We start from the raw sequence: 22821 nt of genomic DNA, 5'->3' as shown, positions 1-22821 counted from the left end.
TTATGAACGAACAGATTACAATCAAAGAGTTGTTTAGTCTTGATAAGACTATAGCCGCAGGAATATTTGAAGGTGCTGTGTATCCTTGGGAGGTATTATCAAAGATTGGTGATTATATTGTTGGACTTGGTAATTCACTTCCACAAAAGGAATATTATAAGAGAGGTGATAACATATGGATACATAAGGAAGCAACAGTATTTGACTCGGCGTATATAGCAGGTCCTGCTATTATATGCAAAGGTGCAGAAGTAAGGCATTGTGCATTTATAAGAGGAAAGGCTGTTGTAGGAGAAAATGCAGTCGTTGGTAATTCAACAGAGTTAAAAAATGTCATATTGTTCGATAATGTGCAGGTTCCTCATTATAATTACGTGGGAGATTCAATATTAGGCTATAAGGCACATATGGGTGCAGGTTCAATTACATCTAATGTAAAGTCTGACAAGAAGCTTATTACAATAAAAGGACCAGATGGAAATATAGACACTGGAATTAAGAAAATAGGAGCATTTCTTGGTGATAATGTTGAGATAGGATGTGGCAGTGTACTTAATCCAGGTACTATAATTGGAAGGAATAGTAATATATATCCGCTTTCAAGTGTCAGAGGTTGTATTAAATCGGGTTCAATCTATAAAAATAGGGCTGAAGTGGTTGAAAAATATTAAGAGTATATGTTATTATGTCGAAAGTATAAATGTGAACACAATGTGAACATTTATAAAATAATAAAAAAATAAGGTGAGGTAAAGATATGAAAGCTTTTAAGGGAATTGGTTCTCAATTGGTATTATCGTTTGCCGTTGCAGTATGCGTTGCAATAATTCTTGTATCGCTTGGTTCTATCAGGATAACTAAGACATCGATAAATGCAAACACAGAAGTGACAAGTGAGCAGACATTGGATAATGTTCAAGAGGGATTTACAACATATTTAAAGACTCTGTCACAGCCAGTCGATCTTCTTACACGTAAGAATGAGATTAAGCATTTGGAAGATCAGGGGGAGCTTGATGATAATGTTAAGGCAATAAAAGATTCATTAGTTGCATCTGTTAAGGTAACTAATGGAGCAGAACTTGCTTTCTTTACAACTAAGACAGGTTTAAGAGTTGATGGATGGGCAGAGATTAACCCAGAGACAGGTAAGACAGCTAATAAGGGAGGTCTTACAAGAGGTGTTAACGATACAAGCAAGAGCTGGTATCAGAACTGTATAGGCTCTAAGGCAAGAAATACTATATATTCACAGTTCTCAGATCCATATGTAGATTCATCATCAGGAAAGACTATATTCACAGTTTCACAGGAAATTAAATATACAGATGGTGCTAACTATGGTGCTGTAGGTCTTAATATTGATTTCGCAGAAGTTGAGGATTATGTAAAAAATATAGGACTTCTTAATACAGGATATGTAATACTTGTTAATAAAGATGGAAAGATTCTTGTAGATAATGATAAGAATACTAATGTCCAGGATAATGTAACATCGCTTGAGTGCTGGAATACAATTAAGAATCTTTCGGAAGACCAGTATGACACAACATTTTCTTTTGATGAAAAGATTAATGGGGAGTCAGTACATATTGTAACTTCAAAGGATGCTGTTACAGGCTGGACACTTATGGGATTTATCAGCGAATCAGAGACACAGGCAGTTGTTAATAAGATTGCAAAGACAACAATTGAACTTGCTATTATTGCACTTATAATTGGTATTGTTATAGCTTTAATTATAACAAGAGCGGTTACTAAGGAACTTAAGACACTTAATAATGCTATGAATATGATGGCTAATGGTAAGCTTACATATAGAATTAATGTAAAGAGCAAGAATGAGCTTGGTCAGGCAGAGGCTAACTACAATGTTATGGCAGACCAGATATCATCACTTATTAAGGGTGTTGAAGAAAAGTCTGGTGTACTTATAACTGCTTCACAGAAGATTTCAAATGTAAGTGAATCAACAACAGAGACAGTGAATCAGGTATCAGAGGCTATCCAGAGCGTATCAATCGGAGCTTCAGGACAGGCAGAGAGTACACAGAAGGCAACTTCTGAGGTTGAATTACTTGCTTCTAAGCTTCACGAAACAAAGGCTTATGTAAGTGATATTAATGATATGTCAGTTGAAACTAAGCAGCTTAGTGATCAGGGTCTTACAATTGTTGATGATCTTATTGAAAAGGGCGAAAAGTCAAAGGATAATTCAAGATTTTCTAAGAACGTAGTTAATGAGATGATTGAAAGTATCAATAAGATTAATTTTATATCAGATGCTATTACTGAGATCACAGAACAGACTAACTTGCTTTCTCTTAATGCAAGTATTGAAGCTGCAAGAGCAGGTGAGAGTGGAAGAGGTTTTGCAGTAGTTGCTGACGAGATCAGAAAGCTTGCAGAACAGTCACAGTCATCTACAGATGAGATTAAGCAGATTGTTAAGGAAATAAGTGCTAAATCAGTAGTTGCAGAAAAGACTATGGACGAAAGCGTTGATATAATTGATGAACAGAATAAGTCAATTAATGATGCCAAAGAATTATTTGGACATATATCAGATGCTGTCAATGCATTAAAGGAAGGTCTTGATAATATAGCCTCTCTTAATGAGCAGATGGATGCAAGCCGTGAAAATGTTGTTAAGAGTATGGAAGACGTAGCTTCTGTATCTACAGAAACAGCAGCTGCTTCAGAAGAAGTATCTGCATCGGCAGAAGAAGTTAATGCAACTATGCATACACTTAACCAGTTTACAGTTGAACTTGATGAAATTGCTACTCATTTAACAGAAGCAATTAACAGATTTGAGCTTTAATTACATTTTCCGATAAATTTTGATATTTTTTACACAATCATAATTGACTTACGCAGTATGATGTGAGAAAATAATGCAAGGATAAAGGGGTTCGGTTATGTCCGGATCCCTTATATAACGAAAGGAGTAATAAGATGATTTATACACAGGAAGTTGAAAACATGTGTCCAGTAGCACAGGGCGTTCATCATGGCGCTGCTCCAGTTCCTACAGAAGGAAAGTGGGTACAGAATAAGGAAGTTAAGAATATTTCAGGTTTTACACATGGTGTTGGCTGGTGTGCTCCTCAGCAGGGTGCATGTAAGCTTACATTAAATGTTAAGGAAGGTATTATTCAGGAAGCTTTAGTTGAAACAATCGGATGTTCAGGTATGACACATTCAGCAGCTATGGCCGCTGAAATCTTACCAGGCTTAACAGTTATGGAAGCTTTAAATACAGACTTAGTATGTGATGCTATTAATACAGCTATGAGAGAATTATTCTTACAGATTGTATATGGCAGAACACAGAGTGCTTTCTCAGAAGGCGGTTTAGCAGTTGGTGCTGGTCTTGAGGATCTTGGTAAGGGACTTCGTTCACAGGTTGGTACTATGTATGGTACTCTTGCAAAGGGACCACGTTACTTAGAGATGGCAGAGGGATATGTAACAGGTATCGCTCTTGATAAGGATGATCAGATTATTGGTTATAAGTTCGTTAACCTTGGTAAGATGACAGACTTCATTAAGAAGGGTGATGATCCTAACACAGCATATGAGAAGGCAGCTGGACAGTATGGCCGTGTTGCTGATGCAGTTAAGATTATTGATCCTAGAACAGATGAAGAGGTTAAGTAAGGAGGACGAATATAATGGCATTATTTGAATCATATGAGAGAAGAATTGACCAGATCAACGCTGTACTTAACAGCTATGGTATCTCATCTATAGAAGAAGCTGAGAAGATTACTAAAGATGCTGGTTTAGATGTATACAACATGGTAAAGGGCATTCAGCCTATCTGTTTCGAGAACGCTTGCTGGGCTTATATCGTAGGTGCAGCTATCGCAATCAAGAAGGGTGCCAGAAAGGCTTCAGAAGCTGCTGCAGCTATCGGTGAAGGTCTTCAGGCATTCTGTATTCCAGGTTCAGTTGCTGACCAGAGAAAGGTTGGTCTTGGACATGGTAACCTTGGTAAGATGCTTCTTGAAGAAGATACAGAATGTTTCGCTTTCTTAGCAGGTCACGAATCATTCGCTGCTGCTGAAGGTGCTATTGGTATCGCAGAGAAGGCTAACAAGGTTAGACAGAAACCTCTTAGAGTTATTCTTAACGGTCTTGGTAAGGATGCTGCTAAGATTATCTCAAGAATTAACGGATTCACATTCGTTGAGACAGAGATGGATTATGCTACAGGCGAAGTTAAGGAAATCGAAAGAATCGCATATTCTGACGGACTTCGTTCTAAGGTTAACTGCTACGGTGCTAATGACGTAACAGAAGGTGTTGCAATTATGTGGAAGGAGAATGTTGATATCTCTATCACAGGTAACTCAACTAACCCTACAAGATTCCAGCATCCAGTTGCAGGTACATACAAGAAGGAAAGACTTGAAGCTGGCAAGAAGTACTTCTCAGTAGCTTCAGGTGGTGGTACAGGTCGTACACTTCACCCAGATAATATGGCAGCAGGTCCTGCTTCTTATGGTATGACAGATACTATGGGACGTATGCACTCAGATGCACAGTTCGCTGGTTCATCTTCAGTTCCTGCCCATGTAGAAATGATGGGTCTTATCGGTATGGGTAACAACCCAATGGTTGGTGCTACAGTTGCTGTTGCTGTTTCTGTACAGCAGGCTGCTGATGAAGGTAAGTTCTAATTAATCTAATATAGAATAAGCGTTAAACCGCTGTAATCACTGGGATTGCGGCGGTTTTTGCATTATATACGATTAAAATAAATATATTCTGAAAATGTATAAAATAACGTGAATTTATAGACGTAACTAACAAGTAACTAACAGGTAACTAACAGACGTAACTAACACATAACTAACAAAAAACAGACTGCAGTATGTGATAATCAGCAGTCTGTTTTGATATTATATTATGGATTAGGAAGGTCGATTTTAATAAGTTCTTCACGAAGTTGATCTACAGTTCTGTGGGTATATACAGCTTCTGTAACATCTTCTATAACGTGGCCAACGATTATCTTTAATACATATTCGTTCATATTAGCTGCTTTAGCAGCATTGATAAATGTATGTCTTGTATCATGTGGTTTATGCTTCAGGTTAAGCTTCATCATAACTTTATTAAAGCGACCACGATATTTGTCATAAGTAAGATACGTACCTTGTTGTCCATTTTGATCATTAAACAGATAAGCACTATGCATTTGTATGGCTTTATCATAATTCTGTTTAACAAGCTTCTGGATGGCTGGATGAATAGGTATAGTACGATTACGGCCAGCATCAGTTTTCAGACCGCCGGTGAAGGACCAGTTATCTAAATCTATATCAGCTATCTTAAGAATAGCCAGCTCCTGAGGCCTCCAACCGCTGTATATGCCTATTAAAACCATATCAGTGAATGGATATGTTATGTTATCCCACAGCTTCATTATCTCCTCATCAGAGAATGGTACACGCTTTATTTTGGTTTCTCCACGTGATACACTTTCACAAAGGGCTGCATAATCTTTATCAACGATATCATTTTTCAGACAATATCGATACATAAGATTATATAAGCTTTTCATACGTTGTTTGGTAGCTTCACCAACATTAGCATTATGTATTGTTCCTTCAAGATGATTAGCCCGGATATCTTTCATACGCATCTTGTGAAGCGGTTTGGAATGATTAAAAGCACTTATCCAACTTCTTACACCACTTTGAGATATTTTTAAAAAATGTTCAGAGCTCCATTTGTCGTATACTTCTTCAAATGTTATGTTATTGATTTCTATATCATATGGATTTTCATTGTAATTAATAAGAGCAGTAAGAGCTTCCTGTCTTGTGGGAAAATATCCAATAGTCATGTAGAGCTGTTTGGTTTTTCCAGTTTTTTCATCAATATCCCAGCCTTTTGTTTTACGAGCAACCCATGGTTTACGTCTTCTTCCAGATAGCTTATATACGCTACCCATTCCATTAGCTAATTTCATATTATCATTCCTTTCGTTAATCGAAGTTGCACCGGTGTAACTTATTAATTGGTTAAATTAGAGTATAAAAATAACACCTACTTGCAAAAGTGGTGTCAGGAATGATATAATACAGCTTGTTCAGGGCGGTATTATATCATAGGCACAGCTAACTTATGTAAGTATCGTGGTAAAGGCTCTTGTGTTGGTAGCACAAGGGTTTTTATTAACATTATTAAATGTAGAAAAAAGTTATATTTTATCGACTAAAAAGTTGTAAAAAAAGTGAAAAAAAATTGACATTCAACAACCATAATGTTATTATTTGATTGTGGTTCACGTTATGGAATTTAATGCTATAATAGGGTTTACCTAACGGCCAAAAATTCTTGTGAATTGATTAGTTGTAAAGAACATATTTAAATGTTCGTATATATTTTATGAGTTTAGCTAGTGATGTTTTTGGTGTGTACCAAAAAAGGTTCACTAGCTATTCTTCTTTTAATTGAGATTGATAATTTTCCCAATAATCTAGACACATTACACATCGTTTGAAGTAAGTGTTATCTTTAAGTAGTTCAGGTGTTGATTTCAAAAACATATCTTTGCAAAGAGTACGCATAGTATTAATATCAAGTAAATCTATATTGGCTAATATTAAAGCAGGAACTTTCTTAATGTCTTCTTGTTCTTCAATGCCAGCCTTAAGTTCATTAAAATTAGTATAGTGTGGCAATTTGCTAATTGTTTTCTTTACAGATGTGCCAAGTATTAAATCAATTGTGCTGTGCTTATCTACATATACTTTTAAGTGAGAATCTGGTATTAATGTGTAATTTGCTTTTTTAATATATTTATATACAGGCATAAGCAGATTGCAAGGTATAGATTTGAATCGCACAGTACACATTTCTTTAGCAGAAAAATTTTTGTTATCATAAATAATATCCTCAAATATAAGTGCAGTATCAACTAGACCATATCCGTATTTGTTTAGAATGTTATCTCGGTATCCGACAGCAATAGCTAATGGTTTTGAAGATAAATCCATATTATCAAGGTCATCTAATCCAACAATTATTGATTCTGCATTAGCTGAATCAAGGTTTTCATCAACAATTTTTCGAACAATGCGCTTAGTGTCACGAATTCTAATTGGAGATATTCCAGGAACAACTTTGTTAAGTGTACTAAATACTTTTAGATAATTATCTGTTTGTATTTCAGTAACGGGTATTTTTTGCCCGTTAGGAAGAATAATAGTATTTTTGGTTTCAATTAATTTACGTTCCCCTTTTTTAAATGATATAAATACAAAATGTTCGTCAATATTGTCTAGTTGTTCATTTGTAAGACAAGATAAGAAATCTGCTACAATGTTACGAATATTTTCATCGGTGAAAGAATATCCTAAAAATACTATTGGTGACTCAGAAAATAGAGTAAGCATTTTAGCAATAACTAGCTTTCTTGAATCAGTAAATTCTTTATAGTCTTTTTCAGTAATAATGATAGAATCGGCATCAGTGACACATCCATGTATTTTATAAATTTCTGCTGAATTATAACTGTCAGCGGAAAATAATTCATACTGGTGTCTGAAAACAGTGTAATCATTATTAAAAATCTCCTTTTCCAGAAATTGATCATAATTAGTGGTTATGACAGCAGAAACTTTATTTTTTAGGTTTTGGAATAATTCTTTTTCTTTGTTAAGATAATTCGCTGATTTTAATGTTCTTCTTGAGCATTATGGAATAGGATATGTTAGATATAAGCTTGTAAATGGAGACAAGGAATGCCCTCTGGATACAGTGCCTGAGCTTGCAGGGCTTTCAGATGTAGTATGGAATGACAATTTTATTATGGCAGTTCCTATGATGTTTTATAAATCAGCCAGATATAAAGGAAGAGGCAAGAGCATATTTGATGCCAAAATAGATAATTTTGATGCACTAGATGAGGCTTGGTCACAGTGGATGGATGCCTTAAGGAAAAACAGAACAAAGGAATACATTCCAGAAAATATGCTCCCAAGAAATCCGTACACAGGAAAGGTTTTAAAGCCCAATGCCTTTGATAATGCTTATATAAGTACAGAGGCAAGTATGAAAGAGGGACAAACTAATAAAATAGACCTAGTACAGGGGAATATTCCCCACGAAAGCTACCTTGCAACATATATAACAGCATTAGATCTCTGTTTACAAGGTATTATGAGTCCATCAACGCTGGGTATAGATGTTAAGAAGCTGGATAATGCGGAAGCACAGAGAGAAAAGGAAAAAGCAACATTATATAGCAGAAATAACATTGTAGGACAGTTGCAGAAGGTGCTTCCAAAGCTTGTAGATATAGTATTTAAGGCTATGGATACATTTCATAAGACACCAATTAAGGATATAGATATTGATGTGACATTTGGCGAGTATGCGAATCCTAGTTTTGAGAGCCAGGTTGAGACAGTCAGCAAGGCTAAGCAGGGCGGTATTATGAGCATAGAGGCATCTGTTGATGAGCTGTATGGAGATACCAAGGATGATGAATGGAAGCAGGAAGAGATTGCAAGGCTTAAGGCTGAACAGGGTATATCTGATATGGAAGAGCCGGCACTTAATATGCAGGCAGATGACTTCACAGTTGATGGCGCTGATAACAGTTTCACAGGTTTTGATAACAAGTGAGGTAACTTATGGCACTTAACACAGATTATGACATAGAGAAAGCCTTTAGAGCTATAGAAGATGAGCTGATAGCTTCAATGATACGGAATCTTGACGGCCACAGGGCAGAAGAGACTAAAGAGGGATTTAACTGGACACAATGGCAGGTGGAACAGATAAAGGCGTTGGAGAGATATAAGGCTGAAAACAAAAAGAAGTTTAAAAAGTCATTCAGTAATATCAATGATTCGATAGATGCAATGATATACGCTGCCAGGCAGGCAGGCGGTACAGAGCAGGAACAGAAGATATTAAGGGCAATTAAAAAAGGGCTTAAAGCATCCAAAGTGTCACAGGGCACTGAGGGTGCTTTTTTTAAATTAAATACCAGGAAGTTAGATGCACTTATAAAAGCCACAAAGGCGGATTTTACTAGAGCTGAACATTCTATGTTAAGAATGTCGGAGGATAAATACCGGCAGATAATATTCAATGCTCAGGTGTATGCGAATACGGGTGCAGGAACATATGAGAAAGCAGTTGATATGGCTACAAGAGATTTTCTTAAAGCTGGTATTAACTGTATTGAATATGCGAATGGCAGCAGGCATACAGTAAAAGATTATGCCAGAATGGCTATTCAGACAGCCAGCAAGCGTGCATATCTAACTGGAGAGGGAGAAATGAGACAGTCTTGGGGAATTAGTACAGTTATTATGAATAAGCGTGCTAATGCCTGTCCTAAGTGACTTCCATTTGTTGGAAAGGTGCTGATAGATGATGTGTGGAGTGGAGGTGATGCAAGTGATGGTAATTATCCGTTAATGTCTTCGGCAATAGCAGCGGGTCTTTACCATCCTTGACGACCTAATTGCAAAGACGTACATACAACATATTTCCCTGAGCTGGATGAAGAGCCAGACAGTAAGTTTACCAAGGAAGAGTTAGAAAAGGTCAATGAAGATTACAAGCAGGATCAGAAGCAGCAATATGCAGGCAGGATGGTTGAGAAGTTTGACAGGTTGGCTAAGTACTCATTAGACCCGGATAATCAGAAAATGTATGCGGCTAGAAAGGAACAGTGGGAGCAAAGTATATTATTTAATGGTAGTTCTGAAAAACATATTGAGGAATTACATAAGAATGATATAATGAATTTATCAGATAAAGAATTACAAGCAGTTACACAATATAAGAGCTTTGAAGCATATATTATAAATGATGTTTTAAGAAATGCAAATGATTTATCAAATTTAAAATCAGAACATAAACAACTTGTAAACAATTTAGATGCAGCACTGTCAAAAATATCAAAATTCAATGGGAATTTAATAAGAACTGTTGATTTTTCTGACAGTAAGGATGAGGAAGATAGAATTAAAGAATTTGTAAGTGAATATGTTGAAGGAACAATAATAACAATTAAACAATACTGGAGTACATCAAAGACAGAAGGATATAATGATTTAGCAAAAATAAAAATTTATATACAAAATACCAAAAATGGGCGAGATATAAGTTCTATTGGCTTAAATGAAAATGAAGTCCTTTATGAGCGAAATAGTAAATTTAAAGTTATTTCAAAAATATTAGTCGGGGAGATTTGGCATATTCTTTTAGAGGAGGCGGATTAAATGAAGTTAACAGCAAGAGAATGGCTTTTACTACCAGAAGCAGAGCAAATGCAAAGAGGAAAAGAACTTTCTCCAGAAGAATGTTTTAAACTTAGGATGGAACTTAGTGAAGTTAATTTTACGGAGGAGGAAAAACAAAAATTAACAAAAGAAGAACGTGAGAGATTTATAAATCCACCGAAGAGAACTGATGAGGAAATAGAAAAAAATAATAGAACAACATTTAAAGTTTTACAGAATTGGAAAATTTTACCTAAAGATATAACATTTGAAGAATGGATAAAAGCAGGTAAACCTCTTAATTATTAATATAGGTGTATTTATATATCAAGTGACGCACTTGGTATAAATGAATATAATGTGGGTAAGATAAGTGATTATGCAGAAATTAAGTATTTACGAGAAAGATATGATAAAGTTGAAGCAGAATATATTACGTTAATAAAAAGAAATGGAGGTAAATTATGCCAGTAAAATATCCAGAAGCCACAGCTGGCTCAATGAATATATGAATGTAGATGAACTTATAGAGCACGGCGCCCTCATCTGGGAAGCTCATTGGAATAATGATGGAAAGATATGTGAAGATAAATTTGCTATATCACAGGAAAGCAGTGATTATTATCTTAATGATGGGACAAGGGTAGATTTTGACATTATGCGTGATGACGTCTTTGACAGACTTATAAAAGCAAATGAATATGATCACAGAGATGACATTGATGGCAATGATAATTCAATCTCAGATAATAATGCTGAAACTGATGTAGTTGATACAGAGCAGTTACAGTATCAGATTGGAGATTGCGTTGAGTATAATACAATATATGCTTCATCAACATCAGAATCCGGACTTACACCATCAGAGGGATTTAATAGTGGAACAATTACAAGGGTTATTCCTTGGGCGGTCAATCCTTACTTAATAAATAATGGAACAGGTTGGGTCAACGATTGCTGTATTATATCAAGCGACAATTCAAATGATGAAGGCTGCGATAATGCAGATATAAAAGTTGGTGATAAAGTAAGAGTTATTCTTAATGTCGATTATGACACTGACCGAGCATTTAACCTTTACTATGATGAATATGATGTTATTCAGATTAATGGTGATCGTGCAGTAATTGGTATTGGTAATACAGTAACAAGTGCAATTAATATCCGTAACATTGAAAGAGTTTAATATTATAATGTGATAAGAATTCTATAAAATAAGGTAGAAACTCCTACTCATCCATTTCTGTTTCTATCAGTTCCCTGCTGGCATATAAAAACACACGCATTATGCGCATAAAATATTGACATTATGCGTATAATGTGTATAATATAATTATAGATAAGATACCAAGGAAGGAGATGAGTTGATGACTGTCAGAGAGCTTGATAAGCTTATAAGAAATGACGGTTGGTATCTCGTTAAGCAAGTTGGTTCGCATATGCAGTATAAGCATCCAACTAAAGCAGGAAAAGTAACGATACCTAACCATAGAGGAGATGTCGATATACGAACGGCTAACTCAGTACTTAAGCAGGCAGGACTTAAATAGTCCTGCACAGCTTATAATAATGGTTAGAGAATATAGATTATAGAAAGAAGGTTGTTAATTATGAAACTAGTATATCCAGCAGTTTTTACACCTTGTATAGAAAAAGAAGGTTACACAGTAGAAGTTCCAGACCTTCCAGGATGTGTTACAGAAGGAAAAGACTTAGTAGATGCTATTGAAATGGGAGTAGATGCGGCTAGTGGTTGGGTACTAGGTGAATTAGAAGAAGGAAATAATATTCCAGCTCCATCATTACGGAAGGAAAATATAAAACTTGAAGACCCAGAAAGCTTTGTAAGTATGCTTGTATTAGATATGGATGCTTATGCTGAAAAGTATGGTGATAAAACAGTAAGAAAAAATATAACCATACCAGCTTGGTTAAACACATATGGAGAAAAGAATAATATTAATTTTTCACGTGTTCTTCAAGATGCACTTTTAAAAAGAGCAAGTAACTAAATATGTGAAAAACAGTGTACAATAATACAAGAATTAGTGTGTAAGTAACAGGTAACTTACAAATAGGGCTTTAACCCTGATAAATAGCGGGTTCACAGTTTCTGTACAGCAGGCTGCTGATGAAGGTAAGTTCTAATAGAAAGCTAGCATTTATGCTGTTTAGAGAGCTTTTAGAGAAATCTAAAGGCTCTCTTTTTGATATTCATTGTGGGATGTGGACATCGATAAATGATTAAATGTCCACATCTTTTTTATTAAATAAATGTCTTGTCTTGCTAATGAAAATGTAGTATATTAACAATAGTTTCTTGAACGACAACTAAATATTTTTGCGTGATAAGCAGCTTATAATGGAATGTGTGCTGCTTTTATCAGATGAATGGAGGAATTGTTATGAAGAGTATATATTTGCTCAAAGAAGATTTTAAGAATTTTCCAATAGGAGAGTTCCCATATGATAAGAATCATTCTGCAATGGGAGAGTATCATTTTGTGCAATATCCAGGGTATTATGGAAAATGGTATGACCCTGTGTGCAATTACAGATATAATGGTCAAGGTGCTTCGTGGGTTATTACGGAGTATTGTGGGAAGCATTATATGGAGCAGATGAGACTTCATAATACAGAGCCACATAGAACTTTTCCGACACTTGAAACAGGGGACAGATTTTGGAAAGATTATGATATAGAGGCAAGTGTCAGAATGTTTAACACTAAATGGGGAAATGCCGGTATTGGTTTCTGTGCACAGAATTCGCTTAATATGCTTGTATTTATGTTTGAAGATAAGCAGGTAAAGCTTGTTTACCGCCATAAAGAAAATGTTGAAGAGCTTGAAAGTAAAGCATTTGATTATAATAGTGACGATACATATACATTAAATGTAAGTGTTAACGGCAGTCATGTTGAGTGCTATGTTAATGGCACTAAATATATAGATATTGATACAGTTTATGCTGTACAGGGAGGAAAGGCAGCAATTACGGCTACTATACCAGCGGCATTTGGCTACATCAATGTCAATGTAGATGAGGATACAGATGCAGGCATTAAAGCCGACAGGGAAGCATATAAGAATAAGTGCAAAGAAGCACAGAGCAGGTATCCTCATATGAAGCTTGTTAAGAAAATAGACCTTAAAGGCTGTGGAACAGGAAGACAGGTACGTTTCGGACATCTGCTTGGTAATGGAGAGTATCAGATGGTGCTTGCCCAGTGTCAGAAAAGAGTCAACAGAGATGCATATGGAACTATAAGCTGTCTTACTGCTATGGATTTGGATGGTAATATATTATGGCAGTATGGTGAACCTACAGATAATATGGAGATAGGAAATATATCTGCTGATATGCCAATGCAGATATATGATATTGATGGTGATGGATACGATGAGGTTATAACTGCCAAGAATTTCGAGGTGCTTATACTTGACGGAAAGACAGGAAATGTTAAGAAAAGAGCAAAGACACCATTATCGACAATGGAAGAAGATGGCACAATTATAGGTGTTCCTGATGGAGAATATGCATTTGACAGAATTAACCCTGATGGAATGAGGATATGCAATTTCAGAGGACTTGACAAGCCAAGGGATATTCTTATTAAGGACAGATATTGCAGGGTATATGCGTTAAATGATGACCTTGAAGTTATGTGGCATTTTCAGAGTGATAAGAATACAGGACATTTTCCATTTGCAATTGACATTAATGGTGATGGCTATGATGAACTGCTGGTTGGATATAATATGCTTGATTGTAATGGAAAGAAAATGTGGACTATGCCGTTTAAGGTAGACCACATTGATGAAATTGTACCAGGAAGATTTGAAACAGGTCCTAATAAAGGGAAAAAATTCTTTGCGTGTGTTGCAGGTACACAAGGTTTTATTCTTTGTGACTTTGAAGGTAATATTTTAAAACAGGACGGAATTGGACACGCACAGAGAGTGAGTCTTGCTAATTACTGTCCGGATAAAGAAGGATATGAGATGGCTGTAGTTAATTTCTGGGGACATCAGGGCATTATATATTTCTACGACAGTGAAGGCAATGATATGTGGGAAATGGAGAATGAGCTTAATGGTAATCTTCTTACACCGGTTAACTGGACAGGTGATGGACAGGATTTCATACTTCTTAATGCAGATGTTAAGAGAGGTGGAATGATAGATGGTAATGGAATACAGGTTGTAAAGTTCCCTGATGACGGACACCCAACTCTTTGCACGGAGGCGGTTAATCTTTTAGGTGATGCAAGAGATGAAATTGTAACGTGGGATTATAATTATATGTATATATACACGCAGGATGATGAGCCGATGGAAAATGCTTATAAGCCATATAAGTATCCGGACTACAATGCTTCTAATTACAGAGGTGAGTATTCATATAGGGAATTATTCTGGTAGAAAGATGATAAATAAACAAGATATCATATATTGATTATAATAGCTGATAGAATATTAATGATGTAAGGGTTAAAAGAAATTTTAACACTTATTGCGGTGTTCGGATTGCTGCATTGCTATGTAATCCGAACAATCCGCTAACACCCCAGACTTCAATAAAAAACATATTCTACGACTTTTTATTCCGGAATATTGCATATATTTAATAATATGTTATAATACTAAAAGAATATATGATTATTTAATATTGGGGAGGTTGATATAAGTGCTTGCAACAAAGATTGTGAGTGAGGATGGTATAAGTTATAATCTTACACCACTGGGATATGTAGTGCTGATAGCAGTAGTTATTGTTGTGCTGGCTGTTGGTTTTATAGTAAAGGATAAGAAGACACACAGCGTAAAGAGGCTTGTGACATCAGCTATGGCTATTGCACTCGCTACACTAACTTCGTTTATTACTATATTTAAGATGCCTATGGGAGGTTCAGTAACACTTTTTAGTATGCTGTTTATCGTGCTTATAGGATACTGGTATGGAATAAGTGCAGGTATGACAGCTTCAATAGCGTATGGAGTATTACAGCTTATTGTTAATCCATATATTATCAGTCTGCCACAGATGTTTCTTGACTATATCTTTGCATTTGGTGCATTAGGATTATCAGGAATATTTGCTAATTCCAAGAATGGGTTGGTTAAAGGTTATATAGCAGGAATTGCTGGAAGATTCTTCTTCTCATTCTTATCAGGCTGGATATTCTTTGCGGTGTATACACCGGAATTCTTTAATAGTGCTGTATTATATTCGTTAGCATATAATGCGGCATATATAGGTGCAGAAGGAATTATTACAATAATTGTAATTATGCTTCCACCGGTAAAGAAAGCTATTTTATATGTTAAACAGACAAGCAATGAATAGCCTTTTTATAGTAATGGTATGTTTATATTAAGGAGATGTTGTAATCGTGAATAATGAACTTACTCCAAGTGATATCAAGAAAATGGAAGATGAGATCGAATACAGGGTTCACATTGTGAGGAAAAAAGCTCTTGATGATGTTAAAGAAGCAAGGGCACAGGGCGATTTGAGTGAGAATTTTGAGTATTATGCCGCCAAGAAGTTCAAAAATCAGAATGAGAGCAGAATAAGATATCTTCAGCGAATGATTAAGACAGCAACGGTAATATCAGAAGAGTCGGCAGATGATGAGGCTGGTGTTAATAATACAGTTGAAGTTAAATATGAGGACGATGGTTCTACAGAGAAGATTAAGCTTGTGACAACGGTAAGAGGTGACTCTCTTGAAGGACTTATAAGTATTGAATCGCCTCTTGGCAAGGCAATACTTGGACACAAGGCTGGAGATAGGGTAGAAGTGGTCGTCAACAGTAATATAAGCTATTGGATTGAGATTTTATCTATTGAGAACACAGATGATTCAGGGGATAAGATTATGAGCTTCTAAGAAAGGTGGATAATCATTAGCAGAACAGATATACATTTAAGTGAAGCACAGAATAGAGCAATACATTTTAAAGATGGACCTGCACTTGTTATTGCAGGTCCGGGTTCGGGAAAGACCACAGTTATAGTTAACAGAGTATATAACCTTATTATTAAGCATAATATCAAGCCGTCATCAATACTGGTTATAACTTTTACCAAAGCGGCGGCGGTGTCTATGAAAGAAAGGTTTATGTCTTTAGAAGGAAGTCTTAATGTGCCAGTTACATTTGGTACATTTCATGCGGTGTTTTTTACGATACTGCGTCACGCATATAATTATTCAGTTAATTCCATTATTACGAGAGATTTACAATATAATTTTATCAGGGACAAGCTTATAAGCTTTGAACTTGAATATTCAGATGAAAATGAAATGGTAAACAGCATTTTATCACAGATAAGCAAGGTAAAGAATGATTGTCTTAATATAGATGAGTATATCAGTACAGCCTGTCCCGACAAAACATTCAGGATAATATATAAAGAATATGGGAAAATGCTTATATCAAGAAGGCTTATAGATTATGATGATATGGTAGTTCTGTGCAATGAGCTTCTTACACAGAGGGCTGATTATAAAGCTGCGTGGCAGGATAAATACAAGTATATTCTTATTGATGAATTTCAGGATATTAATAAAATGCAGTTTGACACAATTAAATTGATTGCAGGGGAAAGTGCGAATATATTTGCTGTTGGAGATGATGATCAGAGTATATATGGATTTAGAGGCTCTAAGCCTGATATTATGCTTGCATTTAAAGATTATTATAGTAATGCAGAAATAATAAATCTGAATGTCAATTACAGGTGTACTGATAATATTGTTAAAGCAGCACGAAGTCTTATTGGTAATAATTCTCTACGCTATTACAAAAATATCAAATCAGCAGGTATGGTAGGAGAATGTATACAGGTACAGGAAGCAAAAGATATACATAGTCTTAAGAAAATGCTTTCGGATAGTATAAAGAAGCTGATAGAAGATGGCATTGAACCATCAGATATTGCTGTTATATCAAGAACCAACAGTATTAATGGTATATATTATTCCAGACTTATTGATGATGGAATTCCCTGCATTTCGGTGATGAAACAGGAGAATATATATGATTACTGGGCTGTTAAGGATATGCTTGCATATATTAAGGTGTCAAAGGGAAAATGTAAAAGAGAGGATATCTTAAGGATTGTCAATAAACCATTAAGATATATAAAAAGGACATTTATAAAAGAACCTTTTAGTTATGAACAGCTAAGAGCTTCTTATGAGAATAATGCTGAAATGATAAATATAATCAATGATTGGCAGTTTGATATGAATATAATTAAAAATATGTCGCCATATGCGGCGGTTAATTATATAATTAAAGGTATTGGTTATGAAGAATATTATAAGGAATATATATTAACGCATAGGATTAACGGGACAGAAGCTTACGATAAGATTGAAGAATTCAAAGAAATGGCAAAGCAGTTTGACACAATAGATAACTGGCTGGAATATATTAATAACAATAATATAAGTATGAATAATTCTAAAAATGCAGCATTAGTTGAGAATATAAAGGCTTCTAAAAATTCTTATCCGCAAGATAACGATAATGCAGTACATTTTCATACAATGCATAGTTGTAAAGGACTTGAGTACAAAGTGGTATTTATTATGGACGTGGTTGAGGGGATAATTCCTTATAATAAAGCTGTGCTTGATTATGAGATAGAAGAGGAGAGAAGGCTTATGTATGTTGCGATGACAAGGGCAAAAGAAAAGTTGTATCTGTTATATGCTAAAAGCAGATATAACAAGGATACAACCATTTCAAGATTTGTTACTGAGATAGATGACCATTATGTTGATTATTCGTTCTCAGAGTCTTCCTGTTCGTAGAGTTCTTCATATTCCATAGCATCAAGTTCTTCGTCAAATGCATCTGATACGATTTCATATTCTTCATCAGAGTCGATATTTTCAAGAACTGGCTCGTTGTTGCTGTCAAGAGAAAATCTGTATAAGTATACTTCACTTTCTTCTTCATCAATATCTGCAATAGGTAAAAGTGCAATATAGTTCTTATCTCCTGCTGGGAAAGTACGGATTATTGCACACTCTAACTCAGTGCCATCATCTAATGATAATGTTACTGTTGAATATTCAGAGTTGTTATTAAAATCTTTATTATCTGACATAAGTGCCTCCATTAAATATAGTCATTAACATACAATAAGAACTTTACCATATAAGTAGTATAAAAAGCAAACATTATAAAAGAAAAATTAAGAAGACACACGAAAAAAAGTTAAGAAAAATAATAAAGAACTATAAAAAAACATAAAATTAGGGGTTGTCAATTTATAAAAAAAGGTGTATATTACATATAAATTAATATGTTAAGTCAAAGGGGACAATTCAGGCATACAAGGCTCGGGTTGTCTCTTTTTTGATGTTAAGAAAGCAATGCCACAGATTAATGGAGGACAACTATGGACAAAATTGATAAGAAATTAATTACATTACTTCAGAATAATGCGAGAATGCCACTTAAGGCATTGGCTGAAAATGTGTTTTTATCATCACCAGCAGTTTCAGCAAGAATAGAAAGACTTGAGAAAGAAGAAATAATAGAAGGCTATGGGGTTAAGATTAACCAGATTAAATTAGGCTATCATATAACAGCATTTATTAATCTTGAGGTTGCACCTGTACAGAAGCCGGAGTTCTATCCATTTATCAAAACCTGCCCTAATGTAGTTGAATGTAACTGTGTTACAGGTAATTATTCAATGCTTCTTAAGGTTGTATTTCCAAGTACAATGGAGCTTGATACATTTATCGGACAGTTACAGAAGTTCGGAAGGACAAGTACACAGATAGTATTCTCAACTCCTGTTGCACCAAGAGGAATTGATGTTAATCAGGAGCTTCCGGGAGAAGAACCACAGGCATAAGTATAATAAAATTTGGTAAAATTCTATGTGAGAAAGCCGCAGATGTTATTGATACATCTGTGGTTTTTTGGTACTATATTAATATGTGAAATGAGGTAAGGCACAGAATATATAATTAAAGAAAAGGCGGGGTAATTAAATGCAGATAACAGACATATTAGATAATGTTTCAAAGGTTATAGTCGGTAAAGAGGAAGTTACAAAAAAAGTAATTACAAGCATACTTGCAGGTGGACATATTCTTTTGGAAGATGTTCCGGGTATGGGTAAGACAATGCTTGCCAAGACATTAGCAAAAAGTATTGACTGCGATTTTGGAAGAGTGCAGTTTACACCGGATCTGCTTCCATCAGATATAACAGGAATACATATATATAACCAGAAGAGTGAAGATTTTGTATTAAAGAAAGGACCTGTATTTGCGAATATCATTCTTGCTGATGAAATTAACAGGGCTACACCAAGAACACAGTCAGCATTGCTTGAGTGTATGGAAGAACATCAGGTTACTATAGATGGTGATACATTACAGTTAGATGAACCATTTATTGTAATAGCCACAGAGAATCCAATAGAAACAGCAGGAACATATCCGCTTCCAGAAGCACAGCTTGACAGATTTCTTATGAAGCTTGAAATGGGATATCCGGATAAGGAAGAGGAGATTACAATACTTAACCGTTTTCTTAAGGATAATCCAATAGAAGATATTTCTAATGTATGTTCCAAAGAAGATATTAAAGCTATGAAGAATGAGGTTAAGAATATATATATTCATCCTTCGCTTATAGAATATATTGTAAAGCTTGCAGAAGTTACACGTAATATGGGAAGTGTTGCAATAGGAATAAGCCCAAGAGGTTCAATAGCTATGGTTAATGCAGCAAGAGCATACGCTTATGTTAATGGACGTAATTATGTTGTTCCATCAGATATTAAAGAGCTTGCTTTATGCGTATGGGGACACAGACTTGTATTTAATACAGGAATAGTTGTTAAGGAGAACAGGGAACAGGCAATAAATGAGGCATTATCACAGGTAGAGGTGCCTACTGAAGAATGGAGCAATAGATGAATATAATATTAATGCTTATAGGTGTTGTTATTGTATACAACATATTGAGGATTACCTACAGGGATAACTGGAGCAGGAATTTATCGGTTGATGTTACATTTTCCAGCAATACAGCTACAAAAGGTGATACTATCAAGATGGTGGAGACAGTAACTAATGCTAAGAGAATGCCACTGCCTTGTGTTAATATTAAATTCAGCATAGACAAGAATCTGGTGTTTGGGCAGGAGGATAATAATTCCAGAATTACAGATAAGACTTACCGCAACGATGTATTTTCACTTCTTTCTAACCAGAGGGTAACACGAAAGATAGATGTATTGTGTGCCAGAAGGGGTGTATATAGATTAGAAGCCATTGAAACTGTATTTGCAGGTGCTTTTATGAACGATATTATGATTAATAATAAAAATGTTAATCATATGATTACAGTATATCCCAAGCCAGAAAATGTTAATAATCTTTTACAGGTCAATAACAGTATTTTAGGTGAGCTTGAAAGAAGAAAATATCTGTTAGAGGATAAGTTCGTATTTGCAGGAATAAGGGATTACCAGTCTTATGACAGCATAAGGGATGTTAATTGGAATGCCAGTGCAAGAACGGGAAAGCTTATGGTTAATCAGTATAATGAAACAGTGAGCCGTAATGTATGTATCCTGCTTAATCTTGAAAGCGAGGGCGTTCTTATGCAGGAAGATGTTATTGAACAGGCAATATCAATAGCGGCAGGTCTGGCCCAGCTTCTTATAGGAAAGGGCATCAATGTATCTGTAACATCTAATGGCTGTGATATTGATACTAAGGAGCAGACAGTGATAGAGGCTGGAAGCGGACTGTCACATTTTGGACGTATCAACACGGCATTTGCAAGAATAGATCTGAAGCTTCCTATGCAGGAATTCAGCATTATTCTTGATAATATGCAGGAATATAATAATAAGAACCAAAGGCAGGATTCGGTGTATGTTCTTATATCAGCTAACAAGCACGGAAAATTAAAGCTTTCAGCAGAAAGACTTATGTCTAAACAACAGAATAAAATATGGATTGTTCCGTGTGTTGTATCAGGCAATGGAAGCCTGTATCTGGAAAAGCTTGATTAGAATGTATAAGCAGTGTGGGAATGGAGAGTAAGATGCAGATAAGACATCTAAGAAATAGTAAAATCATAACGGAAATACTTATATTGTGTGTTGCGTACATATCAATGGCGGCGGGAGTGTATATAGGAATTGCCGGTAATGACACATCTAAGGCATATTATAGCCTTATTGTAATAATTCCAGCTATAGTTACATATTTTTCAAGAAAATATATTAAAAGTTATCCATTATTTATGGTGATTAATCTTGTGTTCGTTGTTATAGCGGCATTGCTTGCGGACACAGATCTGGAGTTTGCAGGTTATGTGATATGCGCAGCGGCAATATCTGGACACTCAATAAGGTTAAAGAATCTATATGTAAACAAGAAGCAATATGAGCGAGTTCAGGAAAATATATATGATGAAACTGGTAAGAGCAAGGATGATATGCTGATTGCTGTTAATGCGAGTGAGAAGCTTCATATAGCATATGGAATATTTATGATAGGCTTTTATATATTAGGAGGTATTGAAGGTAATTCTGTGCTTATGGAAATACAGGCATTTTTATTTGTTATGTTTGTATTATGCCAGTTCGTATATAATCAGGTAAGCAGGCTGTATGAGGTGTTCGTATTTAATGAAGGTAAATCAGAATTCCCGGCCAGAAGAATTATGGGAATTAATGTGCTTATAATGATTGTGTTCGGACTGCTTCTGGTATTTGGCATGCTTATATTCTATCACGGAAGATATGGCAATATATTCTCTATGATTGGAATGGCATTGCTTGCAATTATTAAATGGATATTAAAACTGTTATTAATGCTCCGCGGAGATGATGATACAGTAATGGACGATTATATAGAAGAAACGACAACTTCCCCTGAACCAGTAGAGGATGAGATGGATGTTATGGTTAATAATGCGGCTGGTAATGCTCTTATGGAGGTGGTTGCAATATTCCTTATAATCGGAGTGATTATATTAATAATAGTGACAATAGTCAGATATGCTTCCAGGTTCAGAAAGTCATTAGATAATGATAAAGATGAAGTGGAATATATTAATAATGACGAGGAAAAGGAATATAAAGTAAAGAAAAGTGTTAAGGTTAAGGATACTAAAGATAAAGCCAATATACGGTACAGAAAGCTTTATAAGAAATATGCCAAGTCCAAAAAGGTTGTCACAAAGTCTAAGTTGGCAGGTGCAAAGGTTGATTCGCATATGATGCCGGAAGAGATTACGAGCAAACTGATAACTGATGATGAAGCAAAAGCACGAAGAATAACAGATGACTATGAGAAAGCGAGATATTCTAATGGTGAAGTATCAGAGGAAGATATAAGTTTTCTTAAGAACTTCAAATGATTTTAATACATAGCTCAAATATATAACTGGACTTAATATTGTAATACATAATTTGATTTAATATTGCAATACATAATTTGATTTAATATTGCATTTAATATTGCAATACATAATTGAAAATGCTATTGACATTTTAA

General features: G+C 35.2%; 22 protein-coding genes. 19 read left to right on the top strand and 3 right to left on the bottom strand.

The annotated features are described in order from the left end of the window. Positions 1 to 2 precede the first annotated feature (2 nt). The 4 genes from WMO14_RS02885 to WMO14_RS02870 all read left to right on the top strand — a co-directional run bounded on the left by WMO14_RS02885 (position 3) and on the right by WMO14_RS02870 (position 4688). Positions 3 to 671 carry an LbetaH domain-containing protein gene (locus WMO14_RS02885; RefSeq protein WP_055174211.1) on the top strand — a complete coding sequence of 223 codons (669 nt, stop codon included), beginning with the start codon at positions 3 to 5 and terminating at the stop codon, positions 669 to 671. 86 nt (positions 672 to 757) lie between these two features. Further along, positions 758 to 2824, top strand: coding sequence for a methyl-accepting chemotaxis protein (locus WMO14_RS02880; protein WP_055174212.1), 2067 nt, complete (start codon positions 758 to 760; stop codon positions 2822 to 2824). 134 nt (positions 2825 to 2958) lie between these two features. Next, a complete protein-coding gene (locus WMO14_RS02875; RefSeq protein ID WP_022203704.1) occupies positions 2959 to 3663 on the top strand; it encodes an iron-sulfur cluster assembly scaffold protein in 705 nt (234 codons plus the stop codon). A gap of 14 nt (positions 3664 to 3677) precedes the next feature. After that, positions 3678 to 4688 (top strand): GGGtGRT protein, encoded by a 1011-nt coding sequence (locus WMO14_RS02870; protein WP_022203705.1) that lies wholly within the window; start codon positions 3678 to 3680, stop codon positions 4686 to 4688. A gap of 227 nt (positions 4689 to 4915) precedes the next feature. Here WMO14_RS02870 and WMO14_RS02865 read toward each other — a convergent pair whose 3' ends face one another. Further along, positions 4916 to 5986, bottom strand: coding sequence for a tyrosine-type recombinase/integrase (locus WMO14_RS02865; protein WP_349153236.1), 1071 nt, complete (start codon positions 5984 to 5986; stop codon positions 4916 to 4918). A 469-nt stretch (positions 5987 to 6455) separates the two neighbouring features. Next, positions 6456 to 7628 (bottom strand): SIR2 family NAD-dependent protein deacylase, encoded by a 1173-nt coding sequence (locus WMO14_RS02860; protein ID WP_349153326.1) that lies wholly within the window; start codon positions 7626 to 7628, stop codon positions 6456 to 6458. A 151-nt stretch (positions 7629 to 7779) separates the two neighbouring features. Here WMO14_RS02860 and WMO14_RS02855 point away from each other — a divergent pair, with 151 nt between their 5' ends. The 11 genes from WMO14_RS02855 to WMO14_RS02805 all read left to right on the top strand — a co-directional run bounded on the left by WMO14_RS02855 (position 7780) and on the right by WMO14_RS02805 (position 18090). Then, positions 7780 to 8649: a hypothetical protein gene (locus WMO14_RS02855; protein ID WP_349153235.1), complete on the top strand. Its 870-nt coding sequence runs from the start codon at positions 7780 to 7782 to the stop codon at positions 8647 to 8649. 8 nt (positions 8650 to 8657) lie between these two features. Then, positions 8658 to 9377: a phage minor capsid protein gene (locus tag WMO14_RS02850; RefSeq protein ID WP_349153234.1), complete on the top strand. Its 720-nt coding sequence runs from the start codon at positions 8658 to 8660 to the stop codon at positions 9375 to 9377. 252 nt (positions 9378 to 9629) lie between these two features. Continuing rightward, the gene (locus tag WMO14_RS02845; protein WP_349153233.1) at positions 9630 to 10262 is read left to right on the top strand and encodes an ADP-ribosyltransferase; all 633 of its coding nucleotides are present in this window, start codon (positions 9630 to 9632) and stop codon (positions 10260 to 10262) included. Next, entirely contained in the window at positions 10263 to 10571 is a 309-nt protein-coding gene (locus tag WMO14_RS02840; protein ID WP_055307171.1) for a hypothetical protein, read from the top strand. A 199-nt stretch (positions 10572 to 10770) separates the two neighbouring features. Then, positions 10771 to 11448 (top strand): hypothetical protein, encoded by a 678-nt coding sequence (locus WMO14_RS02835; protein ID WP_349153232.1) that lies wholly within the window; start codon positions 10771 to 10773, stop codon positions 11446 to 11448. Positions 11449 to 11629: 181 nt separating this feature from the next. After that, on the top strand, positions 11630 to 11812 hold the full coding sequence (locus WMO14_RS02830; RefSeq protein WP_349153231.1) for a type II toxin-antitoxin system HicA family toxin: 183 nt from the start codon (positions 11630 to 11632) through the stop codon (positions 11810 to 11812). Positions 11813 to 11872: 60 nt separating this feature from the next. Further along, positions 11873 to 12274 carry a type II toxin-antitoxin system HicB family antitoxin gene (locus tag WMO14_RS02825; RefSeq protein WP_349153230.1) on the top strand — a complete coding sequence of 134 codons (402 nt, stop codon included), beginning with the start codon at positions 11873 to 11875 and terminating at the stop codon, positions 12272 to 12274. A gap of 393 nt (positions 12275 to 12667) precedes the next feature. Continuing rightward, positions 12668 to 14686: a hypothetical protein gene (locus tag WMO14_RS02820; protein ID WP_349153229.1), complete on the top strand. Its 2019-nt coding sequence runs from the start codon at positions 12668 to 12670 to the stop codon at positions 14684 to 14686. A 265-nt stretch (positions 14687 to 14951) separates the two neighbouring features. Then, entirely contained in the window at positions 14952 to 15611 is a 660-nt protein-coding gene (locus WMO14_RS02815) for an energy-coupled thiamine transporter ThiT (protein ID WP_055307162.1), read from the top strand. A 46-nt stretch (positions 15612 to 15657) separates the two neighbouring features. After that, positions 15658 to 16158 (top strand): GreA/GreB family elongation factor, encoded by a 501-nt coding sequence (locus WMO14_RS02810; protein ID WP_055174242.1) that lies wholly within the window; start codon positions 15658 to 15660, stop codon positions 16156 to 16158. A 9-nt stretch (positions 16159 to 16167) separates the two neighbouring features. Beyond that, complete coding sequence (locus WMO14_RS02805; RefSeq protein ID WP_349153325.1) at positions 16168 to 18090, top strand: ATP-dependent helicase; 1923 nt, start codon at positions 16168 to 16170, stop codon at positions 18088 to 18090. Here the strand turns inward: WMO14_RS02805 and WMO14_RS02800 are convergent. Then, positions 18060 to 18389, bottom strand: coding sequence for a DUF1292 domain-containing protein (locus WMO14_RS02800; protein ID WP_055174244.1), 330 nt, complete (start codon positions 18387 to 18389; stop codon positions 18060 to 18062). The two genes, WMO14_RS02805 and WMO14_RS02800, sit on opposite strands and share 31 nt — an antisense overlap. 294 nt (positions 18390 to 18683) lie before the next feature. Here WMO14_RS02800 and WMO14_RS02795 point away from each other — a divergent pair, with 294 nt between their 5' ends. The 4 genes from WMO14_RS02795 (at position 18684) to WMO14_RS02780 (ending at position 22684) form a co-directional block, all read left to right on the top strand. After that, the gene (locus WMO14_RS02795; RefSeq protein WP_055174245.1) at positions 18684 to 19148 is read left to right on the top strand and encodes an Lrp/AsnC family transcriptional regulator; all 465 of its coding nucleotides are present in this window, start codon (positions 18684 to 18686) and stop codon (positions 19146 to 19148) included. Between the two features lie 139 nt (positions 19149 to 19287). Then, on the top strand, positions 19288 to 20223 hold the full coding sequence (locus WMO14_RS02790) for an AAA family ATPase (protein ID WP_022502100.1): 936 nt from the start codon (positions 19288 to 19290) through the stop codon (positions 20221 to 20223). Further along, positions 20220 to 21329: a DUF58 domain-containing protein gene (locus tag WMO14_RS02785; RefSeq protein ID WP_055174247.1), complete on the top strand. Its 1110-nt coding sequence runs from the start codon at positions 20220 to 20222 to the stop codon at positions 21327 to 21329. Before WMO14_RS02790 ends, WMO14_RS02785 begins: the two co-directional genes overlap by 4 nt. Before the next feature lie 32 nt (positions 21330 to 21361). Next, complete coding sequence (locus WMO14_RS02780) at positions 21362 to 22684, top strand: hypothetical protein (RefSeq protein ID WP_055174248.1); 1323 nt, start codon at positions 21362 to 21364, stop codon at positions 22682 to 22684. The last annotated feature ends 137 nt before the right edge of the window (positions 22685 to 22821 follow it).

Origin of the sequence: Lachnospira rogosae (ex Hitch et al. 2025), assembly GCF_040096455.1 — a bacterium.
In the GTDB taxonomy this organism is placed as follows: Bacteria; Bacillota; Clostridia; order Lachnospirales; family Lachnospiraceae; genus Lachnospira; species Lachnospira rogosae.
The sequence above is the reverse complement of the archived record's forward strand: the minus strand, read 5'-3'. Positions and strand labels throughout refer to the sequence as shown.